Below are 22,855 nucleotides of genomic sequence, written 5' to 3'. Positions count from 1 at the left end.
AAAAGCTTTTGCTGCTAAGCCGGTTGCTGCAAAAACGCTCAAGCCACGGCCTGTTGGCGTTGCTTCTGCGCCAGTTTTTCCTCATCGCAGCGTGGGCAGAATTCGTGTTCGCCGGCCAGATAACCGTGCGTGGGGCAGATCGAAAAGGTCGGGGTGATCGTGATGTAGGGCAGGCGAAAGCGGCTCAGCGCGCGCTTGACCATTTCGCGGCAGGCATCGCCGCTGGACAGGCGTTCGCCCATGTACAGATGCAGCACGGTGCCGCCGGTATAGCGCGATTGCAGCGCCTCCTGCCGTTCCAGCGCCTCGAACGGATCGTCGGTGAAACCCACCGGCAGTTGCGAGGAATTGGTGTAGTACGGATTGGCCTCGGTGCCGGCCTGCAGGATGTCGGGCCAGCGCCGGCGGTCTTCCTTGGCGAAGCGGTAGGTGGTGCCTTCAGCCGGCGTGGCCTCCAGGTTGTAGAGGTGGCCGGTGTCCTCCTGGAACTGCACCATCCGCGCACGCACATGGTCGAGCAGGCGCAGCGCGAAGGCGTGGCCCCAGTCGCTGGTGATGTCGTGCGCATCGCCGCTGAAGTTGCGGATCATCTCGTTGATGCCGTTCACGCCGAGTGTGGAGAAGTGATTGCGCAGCGTGCCCAGATAGCGCTTGGTGTACGGGAACAGGCCGTCGTCGATCAGCTGCTGGATCACTTCGCGCTTGATCTCCAGGCTGCGCATGCCCAGCTCCAACAGCTCGTCCAGACGCCGCATCAGGCCGTCTTCATCACCGCGATACAGATAGCCCAGACGCGCGCAGTTGATCGTCACCACGCCGAGGCTGCCGGTCTGCTCGGCGCTGCCGAACAGGCCGTTGCCGCGCTTGAGCAGTTCGCGCAGATCCAGCTGCAGGCGGCAGCACATCGAGCGGATCATGCCGGGGTCCAGTTCGGAATTGATGAAATTCTGGAAGTACGGCAGACCGTACTTGGCGGTCATGTCGAACAGGCGCTGCGCGTTCTCCGATTCCCACGGGAAATCGGCGGTGATGTTGTAGGTCGGGATCGGGAAGGTGAAGACCCGGCCCTTGGCATCACCCGCGCTCATCACCTCGATGTAGGCGCGGTTGATCATGTCCATCTCGGCCTGCAACTCGCCGTAGGTGAACGGCATTTCCTCGCCGCCGATGAACGGCACCTGCTCACGCAGATCGGCCGGGCAAACCCAATCGAAGGTCAGGTTGGTGAACGGCGTCTGCGTGCCCCAGCGCGAAGGCACGTTGAGGTTGTAGATCAGTTCCTGGATGCCCTGCTTCACCTCCTCGTAGCCCAACCTGTCCTTGCGCACGAACGGCGCCATATAGGTATCGAACGAGGAAAACGCCTGCGCCCCGGCCCATTCGTTCTGCAGCGTGCCGAGGAAGTTGACGATCTGCCCGACCGCCGACGACAGATGCTTCGGCGGACCGGCCTCGACCTTGTTCGGAATCCCGTTCAGGCCCTCGTACAGCAGCGTGCGCAGCGACCAGCCGGCGCAGTAGCCGGAGAGCATGTCCAGATCGTGGATATGCAGATCGCCTTCGCGGTGGGCGCGGCCGATCTGGGCAGGATAGACCTGTTCCAGCCAGTAGTTGGCGGTGACCTTGCCGGCCACGTTTAGGATCAGCCCACCCAGCGAATAGCCCTGGTTGGCGTTGGCATTGACCCGCCAATCGGCGCGCGTGAGGTACTCGTCGATCGAGGCGACGGCATCGACCAGATGCCGGGTCGAATGGCTGGCAGGCGTGGTACCGAAGGTCATGATGAACAAGCCCCAACACAAGATGTGGGGCGGATGATGTCCCTCGACCACTAGATGTTGATTGACATATGTCAAGTCCGCGGCGGATCGCCGGCCCCGCGTGCCTCCGCACCGACCAGCCGCGACAGGCCGTTATGCTGTGCCGATGGCTTCCACCCGACCACCCCGCATCCGCCCACACCGCTCGCGTTCGATTCGCGGCCTGTGGCTGGCGGCCGCCTGCCTGGCCTTGTTGCTGGGTCTGATCGGCATCGCGCTGCCGGGCCTGCCGACCGTGCCGTTCATGCTGCTGGCCTCGTTCTGTGCAGCGCGCGGCTCACGCCGCCTGCACATCTGGATGCGCCGCAACCGCCGCATCGGCCCGATGCTGCGCGACTGGGAAAACGGCGGTCGCATCCGCCGCCGCAGCAAATGGCTGGCAACGGCGATGATGCTGCTCGCCTCGCTGATCATGTGGTTCAGCCCGACCCCGCAGTGGGCCTGGGCACTGGCCAGCGGCATCATGTTTGTTACTGCGATCTGGTTATGGCGGCGGCCTGAGCCGGCAGAACGCCGTTGATCCTGCCCACGAAAACGCACGAATTCCCATAGGTTGGCTCAAGCCGGAAAGCGGCGGCGATGCGCCTCAACCCTCCTTGCGCTGCGCCTGCACCAGATAACGCATCGGGCCGCCGGCGGTGACGGCATCGAACGGCCAGCAGGTCACCAGCCAGAGCGTGTCCTGATCGCTGGCGGTCACATCGAGGCGGTGGTGGCGGGTGTCCACCACCTGCGTGGAGATCACGTGGTATACCGCGCCGCCGAAGCGGTCTTCGAGCTGGATTGCATCGCCAACGGCCAGCCGCTGCAGGAACGAAAAATGCGTATCGCGATGGCCGGAAATCACCGTGCCGCCCTGCTGCCCCGGTGCGGCACTGGCCTGCGCCCAGCCAGGACCGAAGGCCAGGGTGCGCCCGTCATCGCCGGCCAGCACGATCTGTTCGATGCCATGCGCCGGTACCGCGAGCCGCGCCACCGGCACGGTGTCGGCCCAGGGCCAGGGTGCGTGGTCGCGGCCATCGTGCTGGCTGGCATCGAAGGCGCGCGCCAGCAGCAGCTGTGCCAATCCCGCCTTGGCATGGATCGCGCCGGCCTGCAGCGCGAAGCCGCAGGCCAGCAGCAAGGCCGCGAGCAAGGCGCAGCGGCGTGCGGTCAGGCGTTGGCGCCAGCCGGCGCGAACATCTTTGCGCGCGTTCAACGCGCCAGCTCCGCCAGCACCCAGGCCGGCGCGCGGTAGGGCCGCAACACCGGTGCCGGGCGTGTCTGGCGCAACCGCCAGTCGCGCAGGCCGCTGACGAAGGCGGTCGATGTCGTGGCGGTGGCAGGCCGTGGCTTCGGAGGCGCGGCGCGAACCACGCCGGCCTGCGGCCCGAGATCGTCGCGGAACATGGCACCCGCGTTCTTGTTCCAGTTTTCCGGCAGGCACAGGTCCATCACTTCACCTCCTGATCGCGGGCGGCGGCGGGGCGCCACAGCGCCAGCGCCAACAAGGCCAATGCCAGCGTCCAGCCCAGCGCGCTGCGGGCACCGGTCGCGCCCTGGGCGAAGGCCAGGGCGTCTTCACCATTGGCCGGCAGCGGATTGTCGAAACGGGTCGAGGCCAGCGCTGCGTCCTGCGGGCGCTGCGGTGTGCGTTCGATCGCGACCAGGCTGGTGAAGCGCGTCACCAGCCCGTGTTGCAGTGCCAGTTCGACGATCTGCGGGCGGATTTCTTCTTCCGCCCGGCCCTGCCGGATCGCGTCCTCCAATGACTGGATCGCATCGCGTGCGAACAGCCGCGCCACGCCCTGCGCCGGCCGCGCATCGGCCAGATCCAGCTGCGAACGCCAGATGCCGTCGGCATGCCAGCCGGCGACCTGCACCTGTCCCGCCAGCACCGGCAGGCGCGCGATCGCCAGCAGCGGCTCGCCGTGGTACAGATCCGGCAACTGCGTGCGGGTGGCCTGTGCGCCAGCCGGCCACTGCACCGCGACATCGCCCAGCGCCGGGCGGTCAAGCCGATCGAACAGCACTTCCATCTGTTCCTGCACCTGCGCGATCGAGCGGATCGTGATGTGGCTGCCACGGCCAAGCTCGGCCGCGCGGCGCAGGAACCACGCATTCGGCGCGCTGCCGATGCCGACCGGGAACAGCCGCGCCTGGCCCAGTTCGCGTTCGATCTGATCGAACAGTTCGCGCTCGTTGCCGACACCGGCATCGGTCGCGAACACCACCTGGCGCACGAAACCCGGCGGCGGGTTGCCGGCCAGCGCCATGCGCAGCGCCGGCCCCATTTCAGTGCCACCGGTGGCGCGCAGGCCAGCCAGCCAGCGCGTGGCCTGATCGATGGCATCGGGCGTGGCCGGGCGGGCCTGCTCGAACAGCTGGCTGGAACTGGAATCGAACTGCACCAGATTGAAGCGGTCCTGCGGGCGCAGCCGCGCCAGCGCTTCGGTCAATGCGCCGCGCGCCTGCTCAATGGCAACGCCGTGCATCGAACCGGAGGTGTCGATCACCAGCACCAGCTCGCGCGGCAACGCCGCCACCGGGCGGGTCGGCGGCAGCAACATGGCGTAAGCATAGGTCTGGCCGTCGACATGCTCATGGAACACCGCGCTCTGTGGCAGTTCGCTCGCCTGCGGGCGCCAGCGCAGCTCGAAACTGCGGTCGGCGCGCACTGCCAGATCGGCCAGTTCGATGTGATAGCCCGCGCCTTCGGCCTGCACCTGGATGGCGTGGGTCGGGCTGTGCACCTGTTCCAGCGCCACGCCGGGATTGAGCGCCACGCTCAGGCTCACCACCGGCTCCAACGCGGCATCATCACTCTGCGCGGCGACGCTGGCCGGCAGTGACGACGGCGTGGCCTCCTGCGGCGATGCGCCGTGGCGCGGCACCAGCGTCAACGGCAGCGCAAGCGAGAATTCGCCATCGGAAAAACCCACGCCCTGCCAGTATTCGACCTCGACCGTCACCGCTTCACCGGAGCCGATATTGGCCACGGCGGTGCGGAACAGGTTGGGCCGGTTCTGTTCCACCAGCGCCGCACGCTGGCCGGCGGCAGCAGCAGCTTCGTAGCTGGCGCGTGCCGCTTCCTTTTCGCGCACCACGCCCTCGATCACGCGCGTGCCGGCGCGGATGCGCAGCGCGCCGACGGCGGCATCTTCGGGCAGCGGCAACAGATAGCGGCCTTCGAGCCAGTCGGAGCTGTCGTTGATGTAGCGCTGGCGCACCTTCACATGCGCGATCAGGCCATCGACATTGAAGGCCACATCGGTTTCCAGCGCCGCGCTGCTGCGCCAGGCACCGGCGGCATCGCGCAGTTGCAGGCCCTCGTCGAAATCCTGCGCGCTGGCCAGCTGGCCGGCCAGTGCCAGCAACATCGCACCGATACCGGCGAGACGACGTGCCGGAGAACCGAACAGACGGGGCTTGCGGGTATCACGGTCGGACAGGTGCATGGCGATCTCCTCGGCGGGCAACCGGCCCGCCTGCGATGCCATCTGAACCGCCGCAGCGGCCATCGCGACGGCCCGAACCTGCGTTGTCTGTGACCAGTCATGGCGATTTGCGGGCACGCCGTTGCCGGCAGTGCGAAGCGGCTTCTATGCTCGTTGCCGACCGCAACAGGAATCGCCATGTCACGCACCATCGCCATCGTCGAGGATGAACCTGCGATCCGCGCCAATTACGTGGATGCACTGACCCGCTACGGCTACCGCGTCGCCGCGTTCGCCACCCGTGCCGAAGCGCAGCAGGCCTTCGCGCTGCAACTGCCGGATCTGGTCATCATCGATGTCGGTCTGGGCGATGAGCCGGAAGGCGGTTTCGACCTGTGCCGCGAACTGCGCGCGCGCTCGGCCACGCTGCCGCTGCTGTTCCTGACCGCACGCGATTCGGATTTCGACGTGATATCCGGCCTGCGGCTGGGCGCCGACGATTACCTGACCAAGGACATCTCGCTGCCACAGTTGACCGCCCGGGTGCAGGCGCTGTTCCGCCGCACCGACGCGCTGCGTTCGCCGCAGGCGCGCGACACCGTGCTCGCACTGCGCGGGCTGAAGCTGGAAGTGGAACGCATGCGCGTCACCTGGAACGGCGAGGAAGTGCCGCTGACCGTCACCGAGTTCTGGATGGTGCACGCACTGGCGCACCGTCCCGGCCACGTCAAATCACGCGAACAACTGATGCGCGAAGCACAGATCGTCGTGGACGACGCCACCGTCACCTCACACATCAAACGCATGCGCAAGAAATTCGTCGCGCTGGATCCGGCCTTCGATGAAATCGACACCGTGCATGGGGCGGGGTATCGCTGGCGGCCGTAGTGGCACCACTCCGTCCGCTGCAGCGGGCGGGTTCCGCATCCATCACCCCATCTTCATCCACCGCGCGGTGCGGCCTGCGCCCTCATGTTGCACTGCGAATTGCATTCGCCTGCGTATGGCCGTCTACTCGGCCAGCTCCGGGCCAGGGGGCCGCATTCGCGGCAATGGGCCGGGGTTATCTGCCGGCCTGCGGGCCGGCCCTTATTTCGGGGCGGGGAGAACCATCGTGATGAAGCAGCATATGTTCAATCGGGCCGGGCGCGTGTCCGGTCTTGCAATTGCCATGGCACTGGGATTGGGACTGGCGTCGGTCGCCTCGGCCCAACTGGTGCCCAAACAACTGTCCGGCCCGGCATCGGAGTTCGCCGCGATGCGGGCGCCCGATCCGGTCGAATCCACGATCCATTCGCGCAGCGCGCTGATTCCGGTCGACATGCTGGCCAGCAAGTCCGGCAGCCGGGGCAGCAACCGCCTTGGTGTGGAGAACGGCACGCTGCGCTTCGCGCTGCTGGCGCCTGATCCGCAACAGTGGAGCGTGTCGCTGGTCGGCCCGCACGGCCAGAAACTGGCCGCCGCCGATACCGCCAAGCGCGCCAGCGCCAGCAGCTTCGGCATGGAAGGCGCGCAGGTGCCGGCGCAGCTGTTCCAGTTCGACGCATTGCCCAAGGGCGCGTGGCAGGTGGAAATCATCGGCCCCAAGAAGGCACAGCGTGCTTTCCTGCTGCTGGAAGGCGATGGCGATACCGAGCTGGCCTCGCACGCCTGGCACGGCCGCCAGCTGGTCGGTGAAACCCTCGGTCTGACCACGCAGCTGACCGGCGTGGACGGCATGGGCAAGGCCCTGACCGGCGCCGCGGCCGGGCGCATCGAACGCGCCTGGATCAACCTCACCGGCCCGGATGGCAGCAGCACGACCTTGCCGATGTTCGACGATGGCCTGAATGGCGACGGCCTGGCTGGGGATGGTGTCTACGGCGCCGGTTTCCTCGCCAAACAGGCCGGCGACCATACCGCGCAGGTGATGATCGAAGGCGTCGACCGCCACGGCAACCGCGTGATGCGCAGCACTGAACACCTGCTGCCGGTGCTGGAGCCGTCCATCTCGCTGAGCGGCAAGCGCGCCAGCGCCAGCATCGCCAAGGGCGGCAACTCGCGCCTGTCGATCCAGATTCCCGTCAGCGCCGCGAAGAACTCCGGCCACTACCGCAGCTATGCCGAGGTCTGGGGTCGCGACGCCAACGGCAACGAGCTGCCGGTGGCCTGGGTCGGCGGCATGGTCACGCCCGAGCAGGGCCAGCTGAAACTCGGCTTCGACCAGCGCTGGGTCGCCAAGGCGCAGGCGCAAGGTCCGTTCGAACTGCGCAATCTGCGGATCGAGGATCCGGACCATTCGATCACGCTGGCGTCTGCCAGCCGCATGCCGCTGTCGCTGCCGGCGATGCGCGGCCAGGCCAAGAGTGGCCCGATCAGCATCGACGAAAGCATGCTGATGGGTCCGCGCCCGGACGACATCGTCAGCGCCAAGGGTGTCGGCAAGCGTCTGCTGCTGGTGCATGGCTATTGCTCCGGCGGCGTCTGGCCGGCAAGCCAGTTCAGCACCGCATCCACGTTCCTGGACGCGAACAAGAACCGCAGCCACGACGCCTTCGCGCGCCTGATCCAGAGCTACGGCAACACCTGGAACTCGTTCGGCGTGGTCGCGCACAGCCAGGGCGGCGCCGCCTCGCTGCACCTGTACACCTATTACTGGAGCGGCCTGGACAACGCCACCGGCAATCGCCTGATCCAGTCGGTCGGCACGCCGTACCAGGGCACCAACCTGGCCGGCATCCTGGCCACGCTGGGCAACTGGTTCGGCGTGGGCTGCGGCAACAACAGCAACCTGACCTACAGCGGCGCCAAGAGCTGGCTGGCCGGCATCCCGACCTGGGCGCGGGCCAAGGTCAACTACTACACCACCTCGTTCAAGCACACGAACTGGTGGACCAACGACTACTGCAACTTCGCCACCGACCTGGTGCTCAGCGATCCGGAAGACGGCACCGTGGAACAGGTCAACGCCCAGCTGCCCGGCGCGGTCAACCGTGGCCATGTCACCGGCCAGTGCCACACCGCCGGCATGCGCGACCCGGCGCAATACCTGAACGCCTCGCGCAACTCGACGATGAACGCCAACGCGGCGCGCTGATCCGTTTCAACCTGTTGCACGAAAAACCCCGGCCTGTGCCGGGGTTTTTCTTTGCGGATCCGTTTTCTGCGTGCTGGCTTGCATGATGTCCACGCAGCCCGATACTGCCACCACCAATCGGCTGCGCCCCTCACCCCGTGTTCTGCACTCCGGCACTGATGCCGTTGACGGTGGCAACCAGGGCGCGGTAGTCGGCGTCATCGGGGCAGCCGGCGGCGCGCCAGCGTTGCAGCAGGTCCTGTTGCAGCAGGTTGATCGGGTCGACATAGGGATTGCGCAGGCGGATCGACTGGCGCAGGCGAAGGTCGCCGGCGAGCAGTTCGTCGGCGCCGCGCACCGCCAGCACCGCGCTGCGGGTGCGTTCGAATTCGGCCTGGATGCGCGGGAAGAACTGTGCGTGCAGCGGCCCGGCCAGGCGTGAATAGCCCTCGAAGATGTCCAGATCGGATTTGGCCAGCACCATTTCCATATCATCGATCAGGGCTTGGAAGAAGGCCCAGCCGGACAGCATGGCGGCCATCTGTTCCAGCCCCCAGGTGCGGATGCCGTGCTCCAGCCCGGTGCCCACGCCGTACCACGCGGTCAGGTTGCCGCGTGTCTGCGACCAGGCGAAAACCCACGGGATCGCGCGCAAGGCACTGATGTCGCCGGCCCCGGCACGCTTGGCCGGGCGCGAACCCAGGCGCAGTCGCTCAATCAGGTCGATCGGCGTGGCCTGGCGGAAATAGGCGGAAAATTCCGCATCCTCGTGCACCAGTGCGCGATAGGCGGCGGTCGATACTGCCGCCATCTCGCGGGTGCGTTCGCGCCAGAGCGGTTCGCGTGGTTCGGCCGGTCGTGGCCGCAGGCTGGCGCGCAGCACTGCGCCGGTGGTTTGCTCCAGATTGCGCAGTGCCAGCGCGCGCAGGCCGTATTTGCGGTGGATCACCTCGCCCTGTTCGGTCACGCGCAGGTAGCCGGCGATGCTCCCGCGCGGGGCCGCGATGATGCCGCGTTCGGTCTTGCCGCCACCGCGGCTGATCGAACCGCCACGACCGTGGAAGAACGCGATCTTCACGCCGAATTCGTGCCCCACCGCCAGCAGCGCGATCTGCGCCTGCTGCAGCGCGAAGCGCGAGGCCAGCACGCCGGCATCCTTGGAGCTGTCCGAATAGCCCAGCATCACCATCTGGCGTTCGCCGCGCTGCGCGACGTGGGCGCGGTAGCGCGGTTCGGACAGCAGTGCGTGCAGCACCTGCGGCGCGGCTTCCAGATCGGCCACGGTTTCAAACAATGGCGCCACATCCAGTGCCGCAACCGCCTGTGCGGCTGCGGCCTGATCTTCAGCGGCCGCTCCGGTACCGGCCAGCCGCGCCAGCGCCAGCACCGCCAGCGCGTCGGCGGCGCTGCGGCTCATGCTGACGATGTACGGCCCGAGTGCGGCCGCGCCGTATTCGCGCCGCATCCGCGCCAGGGTGCGGAACACCGCGAGCGTGGCCTGTGCCGGTTCGCCCAGCACATCGCTTTGTGGCCGAGGCAAGGCCGCGCCCTCCAGCACATCGCTCAGGCGCCGCACGCGCTCCTCGACGCTGCGTTCGGAAAAATCCGCGTCATCCAGACATTGCGCCAGCGCCTGATTGTGCACCCCGGCGTCCTGGCGGATGTCCAGCATCGCCAGATGGAAGCCGAAGCTGCGCGCCCGCCACAGGGTGCGTTGCAGCGCGAAATCACCGGCATGTTCGCCGCGATTGTTGCGCAGGCTGGTGGCGATCAGTTCCAGATCGGCGACGAACTCCTCCGGCCCGGCATAGGCCTGTGCGCTGCCCTCGCCGGTTGCATCCAGACGCGCGCCGATCAGCTTCAGCAGGCCGCGATACGGCATGTCGGTATTGCGCGAACGCAGCGCGGCGGCGGCTTCCGGGAAGCGTTCGCGATAGTCCTCGATGCGTGCCAACACCGCCGCATCGATGCCGACACGCTCGGGTGACTGGCTCAGCAGCCCGGCCAGGCGCGACAGGTCGGCCTGGTAGGCGCCTAGGATGATGCGCCGCTGTGCCGCGAGGCTGTCGCGGATGGTGTCGGCACCGACATTCGGATTGCCATCCATGTCGCCGCCGACCCACGAGCCGAAACGCAGCACACACGGAAATTCCGGCACCGCGCCGTAAACCTGCTGCATGGCCTCGGCGAAGGCCTCGTAGAACACCGGCAACACGCGGTACAGCACATCGGAAAGATAGAAGCCCACATGCTCCAGTTCGTCACCGACGCTGGGTCGTACCGGCGGGCTTTCAGCGGTCTGCCAGGCCGCGGTGATCGACATGCGCATCCGCGCCAGATCGGCACGGCGCTCTTGCGGGGTCAGGTCGCGGTCCATGTCCTTGATCAGGCCGCGCACCACGTCCTGTTCCTTTTCCAGCAGCGCGCGCCGCACCGCTTCGGTCGGGTGCGCGGTGAACACCAGTTCCACGCACAGTTCCTCGATCAGCGCGCAGACCGTGGCGTAGTCCACGCCATCGGTTTTCAGTGCCTGAAGCACATCCAGCAGGCCCCCGGGCTGGGCTTGGCTGCCACTGCGCTGGTAGTCGCGGCGACGGCGGATGCGGTGCACCCGTTCGGCCAGATTCACCGCGTTGAAATAGGTGGCGAAGGCGCGCACCACGGCTTCGGCGGTGGCCGGGTCGATGCGCGCCAGCGTGGCATGCAGTTCGCCGGTGTCGTGGTCGTGCTCGCGGCGCAGGATCGCGGCGCTGCGGATGCGCTCGATCAGGGCCAGGAAATCCTCGCCCTTCTGTTCGGCCAGCACCTGCCCGACGAGGCTGCCGAGCTGGTTCACATCATCGCGCAAGGGTTCGTCGGTGGGTGCGAAAACGACGTCGCGCAACGGGATATCGCGGGTATCGGAAGGCGTGCTCATGGGCGCGAGGGTAGCAGGTTGGCGCTGCGCTCCAGTCGCTCATTTCCACTGAATATGGCGCGCCGGCGTGGCGCCCGGATCCGCGCAAACCAGCACTTCCGCTGTTCTTCCTACGATGACTGCCGGCGGCACGCGACAGCCAAGCTCAGGGTGCCGCATGGTCGATCCAGACTTCGACCCGACGATTGCGGTGGCGGCCCGCATCGCCCGAATCCGATGCCAGTGGCGCCGAGCCACCCATGCCGCGCACCCGCACCACCGGCAGCCGCGCGGCTTCGAGCAGGCTGGCGATGTAGTCGACGCGATCATTGCTCAGCGACTGCGCCATATAGGGCGAGACTTCGTCCGGATCGACGAAGCCCATCAGCAACAGGCGGGCGCCGCGGTTTTCAGGCTTCGCCATGAACTGTGCCAGGCGCGCGACATCGGCCGCCGCCTTGCTGTCGACCAGACCCCGGCCGAAGCGGAAATTCAGGCTCAGTCGCTGCGCGCCGTCGACCAGCGTGCGGTATTCATCCGGCGCGTCCGGGCGCACGCTGTCGGCGTAGGCGCGCACCTGTTGCGAGACGAAGCCGCTGCGCGCGATCAGCGCCTGCTGTTCTTCGGCCAGCACGAAAGCGGCAAAATCCTGCGCCAGCGGTGATGCATCCGCGCCCTGGTACAGATACAGGCGGCGCGACAAGGGATAGTCCTCGACCGCGATACGGAAGGCTTCCGGCAGCATCGCCACGCCGGCATCGGCGATCGCCAGCGCGCGTGCGCCAGCGACGCCGGCGATACCGACAAACCCGATCGCGGCGGGATCGGCCGCGACAGCGGCGGCCAGTTCGCGCGTGCTCTCATACCGCTGCGCATCAGCGCGCAGCGGACGCTGGCCGAGCACCAGCCCACGAAAGGTGTCGAAGGTGCCGGATTCGGCGTCACGCGCATGCACCCGCAGCGCGCCACCGCGCCCACCCAGCTGCGACCAGTTGCGCAGGCTGCCATCGAACAATGCGCGCACCTGCGCCACGCGCAATTCGCGCAGCGGGTTGTCCGGATGCACGATCACCGCCACACCATCCAGCGCCACGACCAGCTCCTGACCGGGCGCATCCAGCTCGCCAAGGCCACGTTCGCGCCCAGCCTGCACTTCGCGCGCATTGACCGGACGCGAAGCCATCGCAAGATCGGTACGGCCATCCAGCAAGCCGGCGATGCCGGTACCCGAGCCGTGCGTCTGCAATTCCACTTCCAGCCCACAGTCACCGCTGCCGACCAGCCGCACATGCCCGGCCTCCACCGGATGGCGTTCCGTGCCGCTGCATCCGCGCGCCTCGAACCAGGCTTCGACCCAGGCCGGCGCCAGCGTTTCACCCAGCGTGTTGGAGCCGTGCAGCCGCAGCACCTCGCGCGCCTGCACCGAAAACGCCAGCGTCAGCAGCAGCACTGCGACCAACACACGGGACACGGCCGAGCATCCCGGCAGTGCCGACATCATGAAAATCTGTTGCATTGCAGCGTGCGTTCGCATGGTGCATCCCTGTTCCAGACCAACCAGTCGATCAGGCTAGAAGTCCTGTGTTACAGGCAATGCAGCCGCCTTGAATGGGGCTGGAACGAGCATCACATTTCGCCCCCTTCGCACACGATGTTGCAGCGCAACGCAGCCCGAGGACGCGCGGGTTCAGTCCTCGAAACCGTCTGCGAACAGCAGCAACACGACCTCGGCCAGCGCCGCCAGCGCATCCACATGGCCGTGGCCGAATACCGCGTTGGGCACCTGGCTGCCGGGAAAAGCGCCACAATCCTGAGCCGATGTCGCCGGCCGCGCGCTGGCCCGCAACAGCGCCGCGACCCGATCCGGATTACCGATCAGCGTCGGATCAGCACTCATCATCAGCGCCGCCACGCCAGCCACATGCGGCCCGGCCATGCTGGTACCCGAGGATTGGCCATAGCCGCCATTGCGGATCGACGAACGGATGCCGACACCGGGCGCGACGACATCCGGATGCAACCGCCCATGCGGTCCCGGTCCGCGCGAGGAAAATCCGGCGATGTCGTCGCTGATGTCAGTCGCGCCGACGGTGAAGGCTTGCGGGTAGATCGCCGGTGGCATCGTCACGCTGGAACAGGCGGAGCCAGCATTGCCAGCCGACACCACCACGAAAATCCCGGCCTCGTGCGCATTGGCGACGGCTTCGGCCAGAATGCCCGGATCGGTGCAGCCTTCCGACGGCGGGCAGCCCCAGGAATTGACCATCACATGCGGCGCCAGCTCCGGACGCGGATCGCTGCCATCGATTCTGGTCGGCGCCAGAAACCATTGCAGGCAGTCCAGGTAGGTGGAGGGCGTCCCGTCTCCCGAGTTCATGTTGCGGCAGCCGATCCAGCGCGCTTCCGGCGCCACGCCGATCTGGTTCGCGCCGGCATCATCGCCAACCGCCGTGCCCATCGTGTGGGTGCCGTGGTTGTGGTCATCGCAGGGCGCGGGCGAAGCGAAACCGCAGGCCGTATTGAATGCGCCAGCGGTGATGGCGTCGCGCCAGTTGTGATCGTGGCTGGCGACACTGCCGTCCCAGCCCCGGTATTGCGCGCGCAGCGCCGGATGGTCCCACTGGTAGCCCGTATCCTGACCACCCACCACCACGCCTTGGCCGCGATAACCCAGCGCCCAGACCTGCGGTGCGCGCACCCGGCTCACGCCCCATTCCACCACCTGCGCGGCGGAAGGTTGACGCTCCGACTCCCGCACGGCCTCCGGCACTCGGGCACTGACCTGCGCGTCTGCCGCCAGCGCCACGACATCGTCACGCTGCGCCAGCCATTGCAGGATTTCCGGCGTGGCGTGGACCTGCACCACGTTGGCGACCCAGAACGCCCGATGCGGAACGCCGCGCGCCTTCAGTTCACGCAACAGCGAGGCCTGACCGATATCGGCGCGGGAGCGGAGCCGATCAACCTGCGCCGTGACCCGGCGCGCAAACCCTTCCGGCCCGCTGCCCTGCGGCAACGCCCGCTCGACATGCGCGACGTCATGCCGCAGATGCACCAGCACATCGACCGGCCCGGCGGCAGGATCGAAGCGCAGCGCGGGATCGATCTGGACCGAGGCGGAGGCTCCCATGGCCAGCATGCAACAGACCAAAGCGGTATAGGACCGCATCAGGTGGCGAAATGCCGCAGTTCGGGTCACGGCCAGGCACCGGGGGAAGCGGGATCCGCAAAATACTACGAACCCGGCCCCGTCATGGAGGGTGGCCCCATCACTGCTACCCGAGCTGCTCGAAACCCAGCTCCACCAGTTTGCCGCTGACCTGCTCGCGCAATTCCTGCTCCAGTACCGCTGGAAATCCGCCCGGCTCCGCGTCCGGCCGCAGCTGCGCCAACATCAGCTGATGCACCAGGCGCAACACCGGATACCAGTCCGGATGCTGGAAATCCTTCTGTGCAGCCTTTCTCACATGGAATCGCTGTTCAAGCAGATTGAAGTGCACTTCAACGTGAACCAGTCCTTCCAGAACCTCTTGCGCAACCCCCATGCCCGGCGCATCGCGCTGTCGCATACGGCATGGCATCGTCGCTTTTCGCAGTGCCGCCTCAAGGTGCACCTTGTCCAGCCACCAGCGCAGCTCCCAATGTGGCACGATGTCATCGCCCACCTGCTGTCCGGGCATGAGGGCATGGAGTCTTTGGTCACGCAGCTCCACCGCTTTTGACGACCACTCGAACGCCTCATCGGCATCGCCGCATTCCAGCAGCCAGACCGCATACCAGCCGGCTGCGTCTACGCCCTTCGGACTCCAGCCGTACTTCATCGCATCGCGCCAGCCGGAGAACGTACGGCCATCTCCGCTGTTGTCCCGATAATGGATTTTCCGGGCGACTTCGATCTCGAATGCCTGGAGGAAATCCCCGGCGGACACGCCGGGCTCCAGCTCGACCGCCAGATCCAGGCCGACAGCCGGCCCGGCAAGCACACGCTGGGCGGACGCCAGGCAGGAACGTGCAAACACCTCGTGTTCCCCGAGGTATCCAAGATAAGCTGCTCCCAGCCAACAGCCGAACGCGAACCCCGTACCGTCCCCAGGCACGGTACGGGCCGCAGCAACCAGCACATCCGGCAGTTCCCGGTGGTTCCGGCCAGCCCGCGCAAGACTGAAGACCCAGACCCAACCGACTGCGCCGGAGCGGGCTGTCTCAACACGACCCAGGGAACGGTTGAACTGCTTCCTCGCCTTCTTTGCCGTGTCCGCTCCCTGCTGCTCCCTGATCCTGTCGCTGACCTGCGCCATTGCATCCTTGCAGCCCTGCACCAGAGCCTGGAGTCCGGGAAGGATTTCCGCTCCGACCGCCTCAACCATCAGGGCCACAGCACCCACCATGCCCAGACTCTGGATGATTTTTCCCAAGTGGGTGCTTCTGTTCCGCTTGAACTCCCACGCCATCGCCTGTTTCAGCAGCCCCAGCGCCGCATCGGGATCACCTGAAATCAGACGTGCACGGCCCGCATTCAAATACGCCACGGCGAGGTCCTGTGCCATGCCAGCGTGTTCCGTGTGTCCAAACACCCTCCGCAGAAGGTCGTCCAACCGCTCCCGGGAGCCGGCCTGGGCAACGCTTTCAACCATTGCATTGATTGTGCGCCGCTGGTGGTCGCCGCCGGCATGGTCAAGTGCCAGCTCGTAATAGCGGACCGCCGCCTCGTACTCCCTCCGGTTACGGTGCAGCTTCGCCAGAAATGCGGCCTGGATCGCCAGCGCGGTACGGTCACCACTCTGCTCCGCCTGCGCCAGCGCTTCGCGCAACGCATCTTCGGAGGCGACGATGGCGGCGAAGTAGTGCGCAGGAAGGCGGGAGAAATCAATATCGTCAAACGGCAGCGAGTCCACCTCGTCCTGTCTGCGCAGCAGTTGCAGGCAACGGCGGCGGCCCATGAGCGCCTGAAACATGGCCTGGTCACCCAGCTTATGCTTGCGACATAGCGATTCCGCACACTGGTAAATCGCCAGTGCGTCATCCGTCCTGTCCAGATGCCGCTTGGCCTTGGCCAGGTTCAACATCACCTGGAAGCAGCGCCGAGCATCCCGTCGGTTCAAAAGGGGAAGCACCGGCTTCCTGCCCCCTCCTCGCTCCTCGAAGCGGGCAGGCGCCCCCTCCAGCTCCACACCGAGCCGAGCAAGCAACACTTCCAGCAGGCTGCATGCCGCAGAAAAGGCACCAGCAGCAATCCAGTCGACCGCTGCCAGATTCAAGCTGATGGAGCTGATCACTGTTTCCGGAACCTGCCGCCAGTCGATCATCATGCAGCTCTCAACCCGCTGTCTGATGCGATCCCACTCGCTGTCCATCGCATCACTGCGATTCAGCAGCATCTGTACCCGCAGGGCGAGCGCTTGTTCCGTCGTGAACGTCCCATCCCCGGGCCCCTCCCACACGAACTCGGAAGCGGCCATGTCGAGCAGAGTCCTGCGATCCCTGACTTCCAGCTGGAGGATCGAGACAGATGCACCGCGCAACTCATCCTCCCGCGACCGCAGCTCGCCGTGCTCATTGAAAGAGCGCCCCACCCAATCAGCCAGGTGGTTTTGAAGCATCCGCCTGAGGGCAGGAGCATGCTCGTGCTGGGCCATCCGGGCGTAATCCTTGGCCGCCTCCAGCCAGAGCCGGTCCCTGAACTGTCCGAAGAGTTCGCCGGGAAACTCCAGCACGGCATAGGGATCGGCGCATTCGTCCAGCATTGTGACGATCCGGTCCGGCGGCAGGACTTCCTCCAATCCGTCGAGGCAAAGCTGCCGGGCAGAGTTTTCCACCACCTGTCGCAGGAAGCCGGGGCCGGAGTGGCTTGCCAGACCAAGCATTTCCCTATGGCCGTCCTGCAGCGCGTAGAACCGGCTGTGCACGCGCTGTTTGCGCTCCCCAACAAGCTGTCCTATCGCCTGCACTCCCATTTCCGTCAGCATGCCGGCAGGATTTCGATCAACAAAGCAGGGAGGAGTCATTCGCAGAAAGCCGACATCCTCCACCAGGCTGAGGAAGTTGCCATCCGCCTTCTCCAGCAGCAGGGAGCGCTGCGCCGGTGAGAGCCCGGGAAGCTTCGAATCCAGATAGTCGCCAAGGTCATCGGCGGTGCTTTTGGAAAGCATCCACTCGCATACTTTGCCTGCTCTGCCGTCTTCCTCCATACGCCGGAAGAGTCCGGCAAAGCTGCGCTGTGCCTCCTCCGACCCGGAGGTGGTGGTGCGCCGCCACTCCTGCTCCCAGTGGGTTGCCACAATCAACAGCGGCCAGCCGTTCGGGCAAGCGGTGGCTGCCGACCACAGCCGCTCTACGAACTCCACCGTCAACGCGTCCATGTTCTGGGCATCATCCAGCGCGAGGACCACAGGAACAGGCGCCTTGCTTCCCATGATCAGTTCCAGCAGAGCCAATAGCTCATCTCCTGCGGACATGTGGCTCTGACGTTCACGCTCCGTCGGCCCCAAGGCCTGCTCGTCAAGCTTTTTCGCCGCCGAATAGCATGCTCTGAGCCCATTGATCACGAAGCCGGGCACCCCAACAGTGTTAGCGACGTTAGCGACACCATCCCAGATAAGCTCGGCTGGGGCTTTCCTGCCCTTGTCCTTGAGCTCGCACACGAACTGGGTGAATCGCGATTCCTTGCTGCGCACCGTCTCCACATGGGAGCGGAGTTTCTCCCGCAGAATCGGCAACGCGTAGCTGCTGCCATCCAGCTTTACACCCAGCCAATAGAAGGCAGGTGGCCCTTTGATATGGTCGCTGGCTATCGGCGCATTGAGATCGGCAGCCTGGCCCAGGCTCTCCGGCCAGTATCTGAATTCCCCAGGATTCCAGAGCGGGTGGGCTGCGAGCCACCGGTACAGCTCCCGGAGCAGGCGTGTCTTGCCCATGCCACTTTCAGCGATGATCGTCAGCATGTGCGGCGCAGACAGCCGGCGGACGGTTGCTGGCGTACCGATTGATCCGGCGTCCCCATCGTGGCCCGTCACCTCATGCCAGACACTCCGGAGGAACTCCAGCTCTTTTGCGCGCCCGTAGAACTCCATAAGCCCCCCCCGGCTTTCCATGGTCATGTGATGATATTGAAGTAGCAGTTGCGGGCGACCCGCGCAAGCTGAGCCACCGCATGTATCGACAACCCATGGATTCCTCATTCCCATCCCGGCGAAGCGGCCATGTGCTGCGACGGATGCTTGCGCTGAGCCTGACGCTGGGGTCGATCACCGGATGCGGTGGCGGTCAACCGCCACAGATACAACCTCCTCCGATTGCAAGCGGCAATGCCACTGGGCTGCACATGCGCGACCCATGCGAGGATCACCTGCTCGGGCTGTACCGGCTCACCGGTGATCTGCGACTGCCACGCCCCCTCCGGCCCGGCGAAGCGGCCCACTTCGATACCTGCAGTGGGCCGCCACCCGCCGATGACAGCGCCCAATGGAGCGCGCGAACCTACTGGGCGACACGCCTCGCAGGCGGCACGCTGGCACCTCGCGACACCCACCACCAGCAACTTCTGGAGGGGCTCTGGCATGGCTATGCAGAGGATGTTGCGCGTTTCTTCGAGCATCACACCAGGTTGCCACCACCACGCCTGGCAAGCTCGTTTTCCGTGCCCGGTGTGGATGAGGGTCGAGTGGCATCGGCACCGGTCATTTTCGATTTTGGCGTGGTGGCAGTGGCCGTGGACCGGATGCTGGATGGGACCACGGCGCCGGCACGCGGCGTGAATCTGGCACAGCATCGACACAGCGGTGCCGCCGGCCAACATGAGCGGGCGTTGCAGGCGCTTGCTACGCAACAGCAGCATCTGGACCCGGCGCAGTGCCTGGCTTCCGAACTCGGTGCGATCCTGCTGGTGGACCTGCTGGATGCACCGGTGCGGCGACAGGCCTATCTGCGACTGTGCGGACACCCGGAAATAGCACTCGCCTGGCAGGTCGTGCTCGACCAGCGTGATCTGATCGGGCCGCAAGAGGCGGTACGACAGGCCTGTCAACGCGAGTTCGACCAGCTGGCGGTCACCATGCTGCCGCAAGCGGAACGCGACGAAAACCAGCCGCCGCCTCTTGCTGGAGCCCCGCTTCCGCTGCGGCTGTGGTTTGAAGCGATCAGTGCCGCTGACACCACTGGCTCCGGACCCGGAGTCCGATCCCGCAACCTGAGCGAGATAGCTTGCTCGGGACTGCACCACCTTCCTTTTGCCGACACCCGGTTTCTGCATGGGCTCGTCCGCGCTTCCGCTGCGGCACCGGGCGCGGGACCTTGATTTCCCGTCCGGGCGACATGCCGGCCCGCCCGTGGCGGCCTTGCCGCTCCTGTCGTGTGGTTGACCGTGTTGCCCCAGCCAAACACACTCGATCCGCTTTCAATCGGTAACACGCGTCCACTGCCCGACGGAGAACATGCATGAAGGGCACCCGCCCCAAGGAACCCCCCATGCCGCGCACGCTACCCGTCGATGGGCTGCTGATCGGGTGGTCGATGGAAACACGTAACCGCAGCCTGCCGATAGGATTCCTCCCGCCTCGCCAAGAAGGAGCGCGCGCCCGTACCAGGCAGCCCTTTCTCCATACCGGCGGCGGCCACCTGATGACCATCGCCCCGACCGGGGCCGGCAAAGGCGTCGGCTGCATCATCCCCGCGCTGCTGCGCCACCCCGGCCCGGTGATCGTCATCGACCCCAAAGGCGAGAATCACGCGGTTACCGCTCGTCGCCGGCGCGAGCTCGGGCAGCGCGTGGTGTTGCTTGATCCATTCAACGTGACCGGTGAGCGTGCGGACGCCTTCAATCCACTCGACCTGCTTTCCCAGAACGACCCTGGAGTAGTGGACGAGGCCGGAATGCTGGCCGACCTGCTGGCGCCACCCACGATCAGCGACGATCCGTTCTGGAACAACCGTGCGCGCCAGGCCATCCATGTGCTGCTGCTGACCATCGCACTGCAGCGCCCGCTTCCGCTGCGCAATCTCGCAGAGTTGTGCTACCTGTTACATCAGAGCGAAAACGACCTGGCCTACACCGTGGCCGAACTGCGTCGTTCCTCCATCGACGCCATCTCCGCAGGCGCGTCGATCCTGGATCGCGGCAACGCTGAAAACGTCAAGGCGTCCTATCTGTCCATCGCCCAGGATCATGTGGCGATATTCGGAAGTTCGGCGGTCAACCGGGCCACCGCCATGAGCACTTTCGACGTTCACGGGATTACCCGTGGTGACCCGCTGTCACTGTATATCGTGCTGCCACCGGATAAGCTCACCTCGCACCGGCATCTGCTGCGGATCTGGATAGGTGCACTGTTCGGGCTGATCCTGCGGCGCCGCAAACGGGTGAACCCGCCCACGCTGTTCCTCCTCGACGAAGCGGCCCAGCTCGGACCGTTGCCGCAACTTCGCCAAGCGCTCACGCTGCTGCGCGGCTACGGGCTTCAGACCTGGAGCTTCTGGCAGGACCTGAGCCAGTTGCAGCGCCTGTATCCGCATGACTGGTCCACGATGTACAACAACTGCTCGGTCCACCAGGTTTTCGGAATCACCACGATGCGGCTGGCGCGTTCGATCGCCGCATTGAACCGCACCCACGCTGCACAGGCGCTGCTGGAGCTGGAGCACGACGAAATGGAGCTGTCTCTCGCCGGCTCCCGGCCCCTGATTGCGACCCGTCCCAGCTATCTGGCCGATCCCTGCTTCGCCGACCAGTACGATCGCAACCCCATGTTCGGTGAAGCGACACCACCGCCACCAGACCATCCACCCAGGATCTACGATGCCCGCAGCCTGCAGCTTCAACCCAGTCAGGAGCAATGGTCCAGGGAAATAGAGGCGCACTGGCAACTGGGTGAAATCGACAGCCTCGAGCCCGAAACACGCCAACGCCTGGCACCCGAATACTGGCTGCACGAAGATACCGACGGCCATGTGGACATAATCGAGCGGACCTCCGGAGGCGACGGGAAGCCATCGCCATGAACACCTCATCCAAGCTTCCGGCATCCATCCCGGAACATGGCCTGCTCGTCGGTTGGCAAGGTGCGGACGCATCCCACTGGCCGCCCTCCGGTTTCAGTTTCGGCTTTATGCCCAAGCAACGGGTCACTGGTCGGCCGGACTGGACACCTGTGCTTTATCACGGCGACGGCCACCTTATGACAATTGCTCCGACAGGCAGCGGCAAAGGCGTCGGAGCCATCATTCCAGCGCTGTTGCGCCACCGCGGACCGGTGATCGTGATCGACCCGAAAGGTGAGAATCACGCGGTCACGGCGCGACGGCGTCACGAGCTGGGCCACGAAGTGGTGCTGCTGGACCCTTTCGGCGTCACCGGCGAGCCAGGCGCATCGTTCAATCCTCTTGATCTGCTGCGAGGCCCGGAAGCAGAGAACGAGGCTGATGCGCAGATGCTGGCCGGACTGATCGTGCCGACCACGGATAGCCAGCGCGACCCGTACTGGGACAACCGCGCACGCTTCCTGGTTTCGGCCCTGATGCTGCACCTGGATGCAACATGCGATAGCGGCGCCACCCTCAAAGCTCTGCGCAGCGCACTCCACGGCGACAACGCGGCAATGGCGGCACTGGCTGACGGGATGTTGCGCTCCGGCAGTTCCATGGTCCGGAACGGTGCCCATGCACTGACGATGGGATCAAGCAAAACATTGGCTTCCATCCTCTCCACTGCCCAGAGTCATGTGGCCGACCTCGTCGGACCGCGCGTCGAAGGAGCCACGATGGACAGCAGCTTCGATCTCCAGGCGGTGGTGGACGGGCGCCCACTGTCCATCTACATCGTGATTCCGCCACAGCACATGGAGTCGGCACGACGGCTGCTCAGGCTCTGGATCGGCGCCCTGTTCGCACTCATCCTGCGGCGTCGACGACGTATCAGCCCCTCAACCTTGTTCCTGCTGGACGAGGCCGCCCAGCTCGGCCCACTCGACCAGCTCCGCCAGGCCATTACCCTGCTTCGCGGCTATGGCCTGCAAACCTGGAGCTTCTGGCAGGATCTGAGCCAGTTGCAGTCCACTTATCCGCAAGACTGGGAAACCCTCTACAACAACTGCCATGTGCACCAGGTGTTCGGCATCACCACCATGCATCTGGCCACTTCCATCGAAGCGGTGAACGAGGTTCATACCGCCGGTGAATTGATCGACATGGGACCCGAAGAACTGCAGCTGGCCATTGCCGGCGCTCTTCCTCTCATGGCGCGCCGCCCCGACTACCTCAGCGACCCGGTATTTGCCGGCCAGTTCGATCCCAATCCTTTCCACGCCTGAAAGTTGGTCAGCCCACCATGAGCTATCTGCTGTTTCTCGACGACCGACGCACACCCACCGATGTCAGCTGGGTACACCTGCCACGGGGCAACTGGGTCTTGGCGCGCAGCTTCCGGGATTTCGTGGACCGGATCGAGAGTCTTGGCCTGCCACGCTTCGTCAGTTTCGACTACGACCTCGGCGCGACACAGAGCGGTTGTGACTGCGCAAAATGGCTGGTCCGGTACTGCCTGGACAACGATGAAGCCCTTCCGGTCTACGAGGTGCACTCCACCCACTCTGCAGGAGCGGCGGAAATCAGCCAGATACTGGGCGCAGCGCGCAGCGCAATGGATTTCATCGGCTGAAAAACGCAAACGGCCCCGTTT

Annotated in this window: 15 protein-coding genes; 6 read left to right on the top strand and 9 right to left on the bottom strand. The window is 65.7% G+C overall.

Features of this window, described 5'->3' with window-relative positions:
* Positions 1-38 precede the first annotated feature (38 nt).
* Complete coding sequence (locus WDB66_RS12260; protein ID WP_339398879.1) at positions 39-1,781, bottom strand: ribonucleoside triphosphate reductase; 1,743 nt, start codon at positions 1,779-1,781, stop codon at positions 39-41.
* A gap of 145 nt (positions 1,782-1,926) precedes the next feature.
* On the opposite strand from WDB66_RS12260, the gene WDB66_RS12255 reads away from it, so the two are divergent.
* A complete protein-coding gene (locus WDB66_RS12255) occupies positions 1,927-2,340 on the top strand; it encodes a YbaN family protein (RefSeq protein WP_339398878.1) in 414 nt (137 codons plus the stop codon).
* A 66-nt stretch (positions 2,341-2,406) separates the two neighbouring features.
* Here WDB66_RS12255 and WDB66_RS12250 read toward each other — a convergent pair whose 3' ends face one another.
* The 3 genes from WDB66_RS12250 to WDB66_RS12240 are packed head-to-tail and all read right to left on the bottom strand — an operon-like array spanning position 2,407 to position 5,257.
* On the bottom strand, positions 2,407-3,018 hold the full coding sequence (locus tag WDB66_RS12250) for a class GN sortase (RefSeq protein WP_339398877.1): 612 nt from the start codon (positions 3,016-3,018) through the stop codon (positions 2,407-2,409).
* A complete protein-coding gene (locus WDB66_RS12245; RefSeq protein WP_339398876.1) occupies positions 3,015-3,254 on the bottom strand; it encodes a hypothetical protein in 240 nt (79 codons plus the stop codon). The genes WDB66_RS12250 and WDB66_RS12245 overlap by 4 nt, the downstream gene beginning before the upstream one ends.
* Positions 3,254-5,257 carry a marine proteobacterial sortase target protein gene (locus tag WDB66_RS12240; protein WP_339398875.1) on the bottom strand — a complete coding sequence of 668 codons (2,004 nt, stop codon included), beginning with the start codon at positions 5,255-5,257 and terminating at the stop codon, positions 3,254-3,256. The genes WDB66_RS12245 and WDB66_RS12240 overlap by 1 nt, the downstream gene beginning before the upstream one ends.
* A 177-nt stretch (positions 5,258-5,434) precedes the next feature.
* Between WDB66_RS12240 and pdsR the strand changes: the two genes are divergently transcribed.
* Positions 5,435-6,124 carry a proteobacterial dedicated sortase system response regulator gene (pdsR, locus tag WDB66_RS12235; RefSeq protein WP_339398874.1) on the top strand — a complete coding sequence of 230 codons (690 nt, stop codon included), beginning with the start codon at positions 5,435-5,437 and terminating at the stop codon, positions 6,122-6,124.
* A 229-nt stretch (positions 6,125-6,353) separates the two neighbouring features.
* Positions 6,354-8,312 (top strand): choice-of-anchor X domain-containing protein, encoded by a 1,959-nt coding sequence (locus tag WDB66_RS12230; protein ID WP_339398873.1) that lies wholly within the window; start codon positions 6,354-6,356, stop codon positions 8,310-8,312.
* Between the two features lie 130 nt (positions 8,313-8,442).
* Here the strand turns inward: WDB66_RS12230 and ppc are convergent, their stop codons facing one another.
* The 5 genes from ppc to WDB66_RS12205 all read right to left on the bottom strand — a co-directional run bounded on the left by ppc (position 8,443) and on the right by WDB66_RS12205 (position 19,435).
* Complete coding sequence (ppc, locus tag WDB66_RS12225) at positions 8,443-11,208, bottom strand: phosphoenolpyruvate carboxylase (protein ID WP_339398872.1); 2,766 nt, start codon at positions 11,206-11,208, stop codon at positions 8,443-8,445.
* 145 nt (positions 11,209-11,353) lie between these two features.
* A complete protein-coding gene (locus WDB66_RS12220; protein ID WP_339398871.1) occupies positions 11,354-12,658 on the bottom strand; it encodes a substrate-binding domain-containing protein in 1,305 nt (434 codons plus the stop codon).
* A gap of 216 nt (positions 12,659-12,874) precedes the next feature.
* Positions 12,875-14,317, bottom strand: coding sequence for a S8 family serine peptidase (locus WDB66_RS12215; RefSeq protein ID WP_339398870.1), 1,443 nt, complete (start codon positions 14,315-14,317; stop codon positions 12,875-12,877).
* Between the two features lie 145 nt (positions 14,318-14,462).
* The gene (locus tag WDB66_RS12210) at positions 14,463-18,284 is read right to left on the bottom strand and encodes an ATP-binding protein (RefSeq protein WP_339398869.1); all 3,822 of its coding nucleotides are present in this window, start codon (positions 18,282-18,284) and stop codon (positions 14,463-14,465) included.
* Positions 18,285-18,361: 77 nt separating this feature from the next.
* Positions 18,362-19,435, bottom strand: a complete 1,074-nt coding sequence (locus WDB66_RS12205; RefSeq protein WP_339398868.1) for a hypothetical protein — start codon at positions 19,433-19,435, stop codon at positions 18,362-18,364.
* A gap of 185 nt (positions 19,436-19,620) precedes the next feature.
* Between WDB66_RS12205 and WDB66_RS12200 the strand changes: the two genes are divergently transcribed.
* The 3 genes from WDB66_RS12200 to WDB66_RS12190 are packed head-to-tail and all read left to right on the top strand — an operon-like array spanning position 19,621 to position 22,834.
* Positions 19,621-21,180 (top strand): type IV secretory system conjugative DNA transfer family protein, encoded by a 1,560-nt coding sequence (locus WDB66_RS12200; RefSeq protein WP_339398867.1) that lies wholly within the window; start codon positions 19,621-19,623, stop codon positions 21,178-21,180.
* Positions 21,177-22,487, top strand: a complete 1,311-nt coding sequence (locus tag WDB66_RS12195) for a type IV secretory system conjugative DNA transfer family protein (RefSeq protein WP_339398866.1) — start codon at positions 21,177-21,179, stop codon at positions 22,485-22,487. The genes WDB66_RS12200 and WDB66_RS12195 overlap by 4 nt, the downstream gene beginning before the upstream one ends.
* 17 nt (positions 22,488-22,504) lie before the next feature.
* Positions 22,505-22,834 (top strand): cyclic-phosphate processing receiver domain-containing protein, encoded by a 330-nt coding sequence (locus tag WDB66_RS12190; protein ID WP_339398865.1) that lies wholly within the window; start codon positions 22,505-22,507, stop codon positions 22,832-22,834.
* Positions 22,835-22,855 lie beyond the last annotated feature (21 nt).

It is taken from the genome of Denitratimonas organivorans, assembly GCF_037478135.1.
Classification (GTDB): domain Bacteria; phylum Pseudomonadota; class Gammaproteobacteria; order Xanthomonadales; family Xanthomonadaceae; genus Denitratimonas.
The sequence above is the reverse complement of the archived record's forward strand: the minus strand, read 5'-3'. Positions and strand labels throughout refer to the sequence as shown.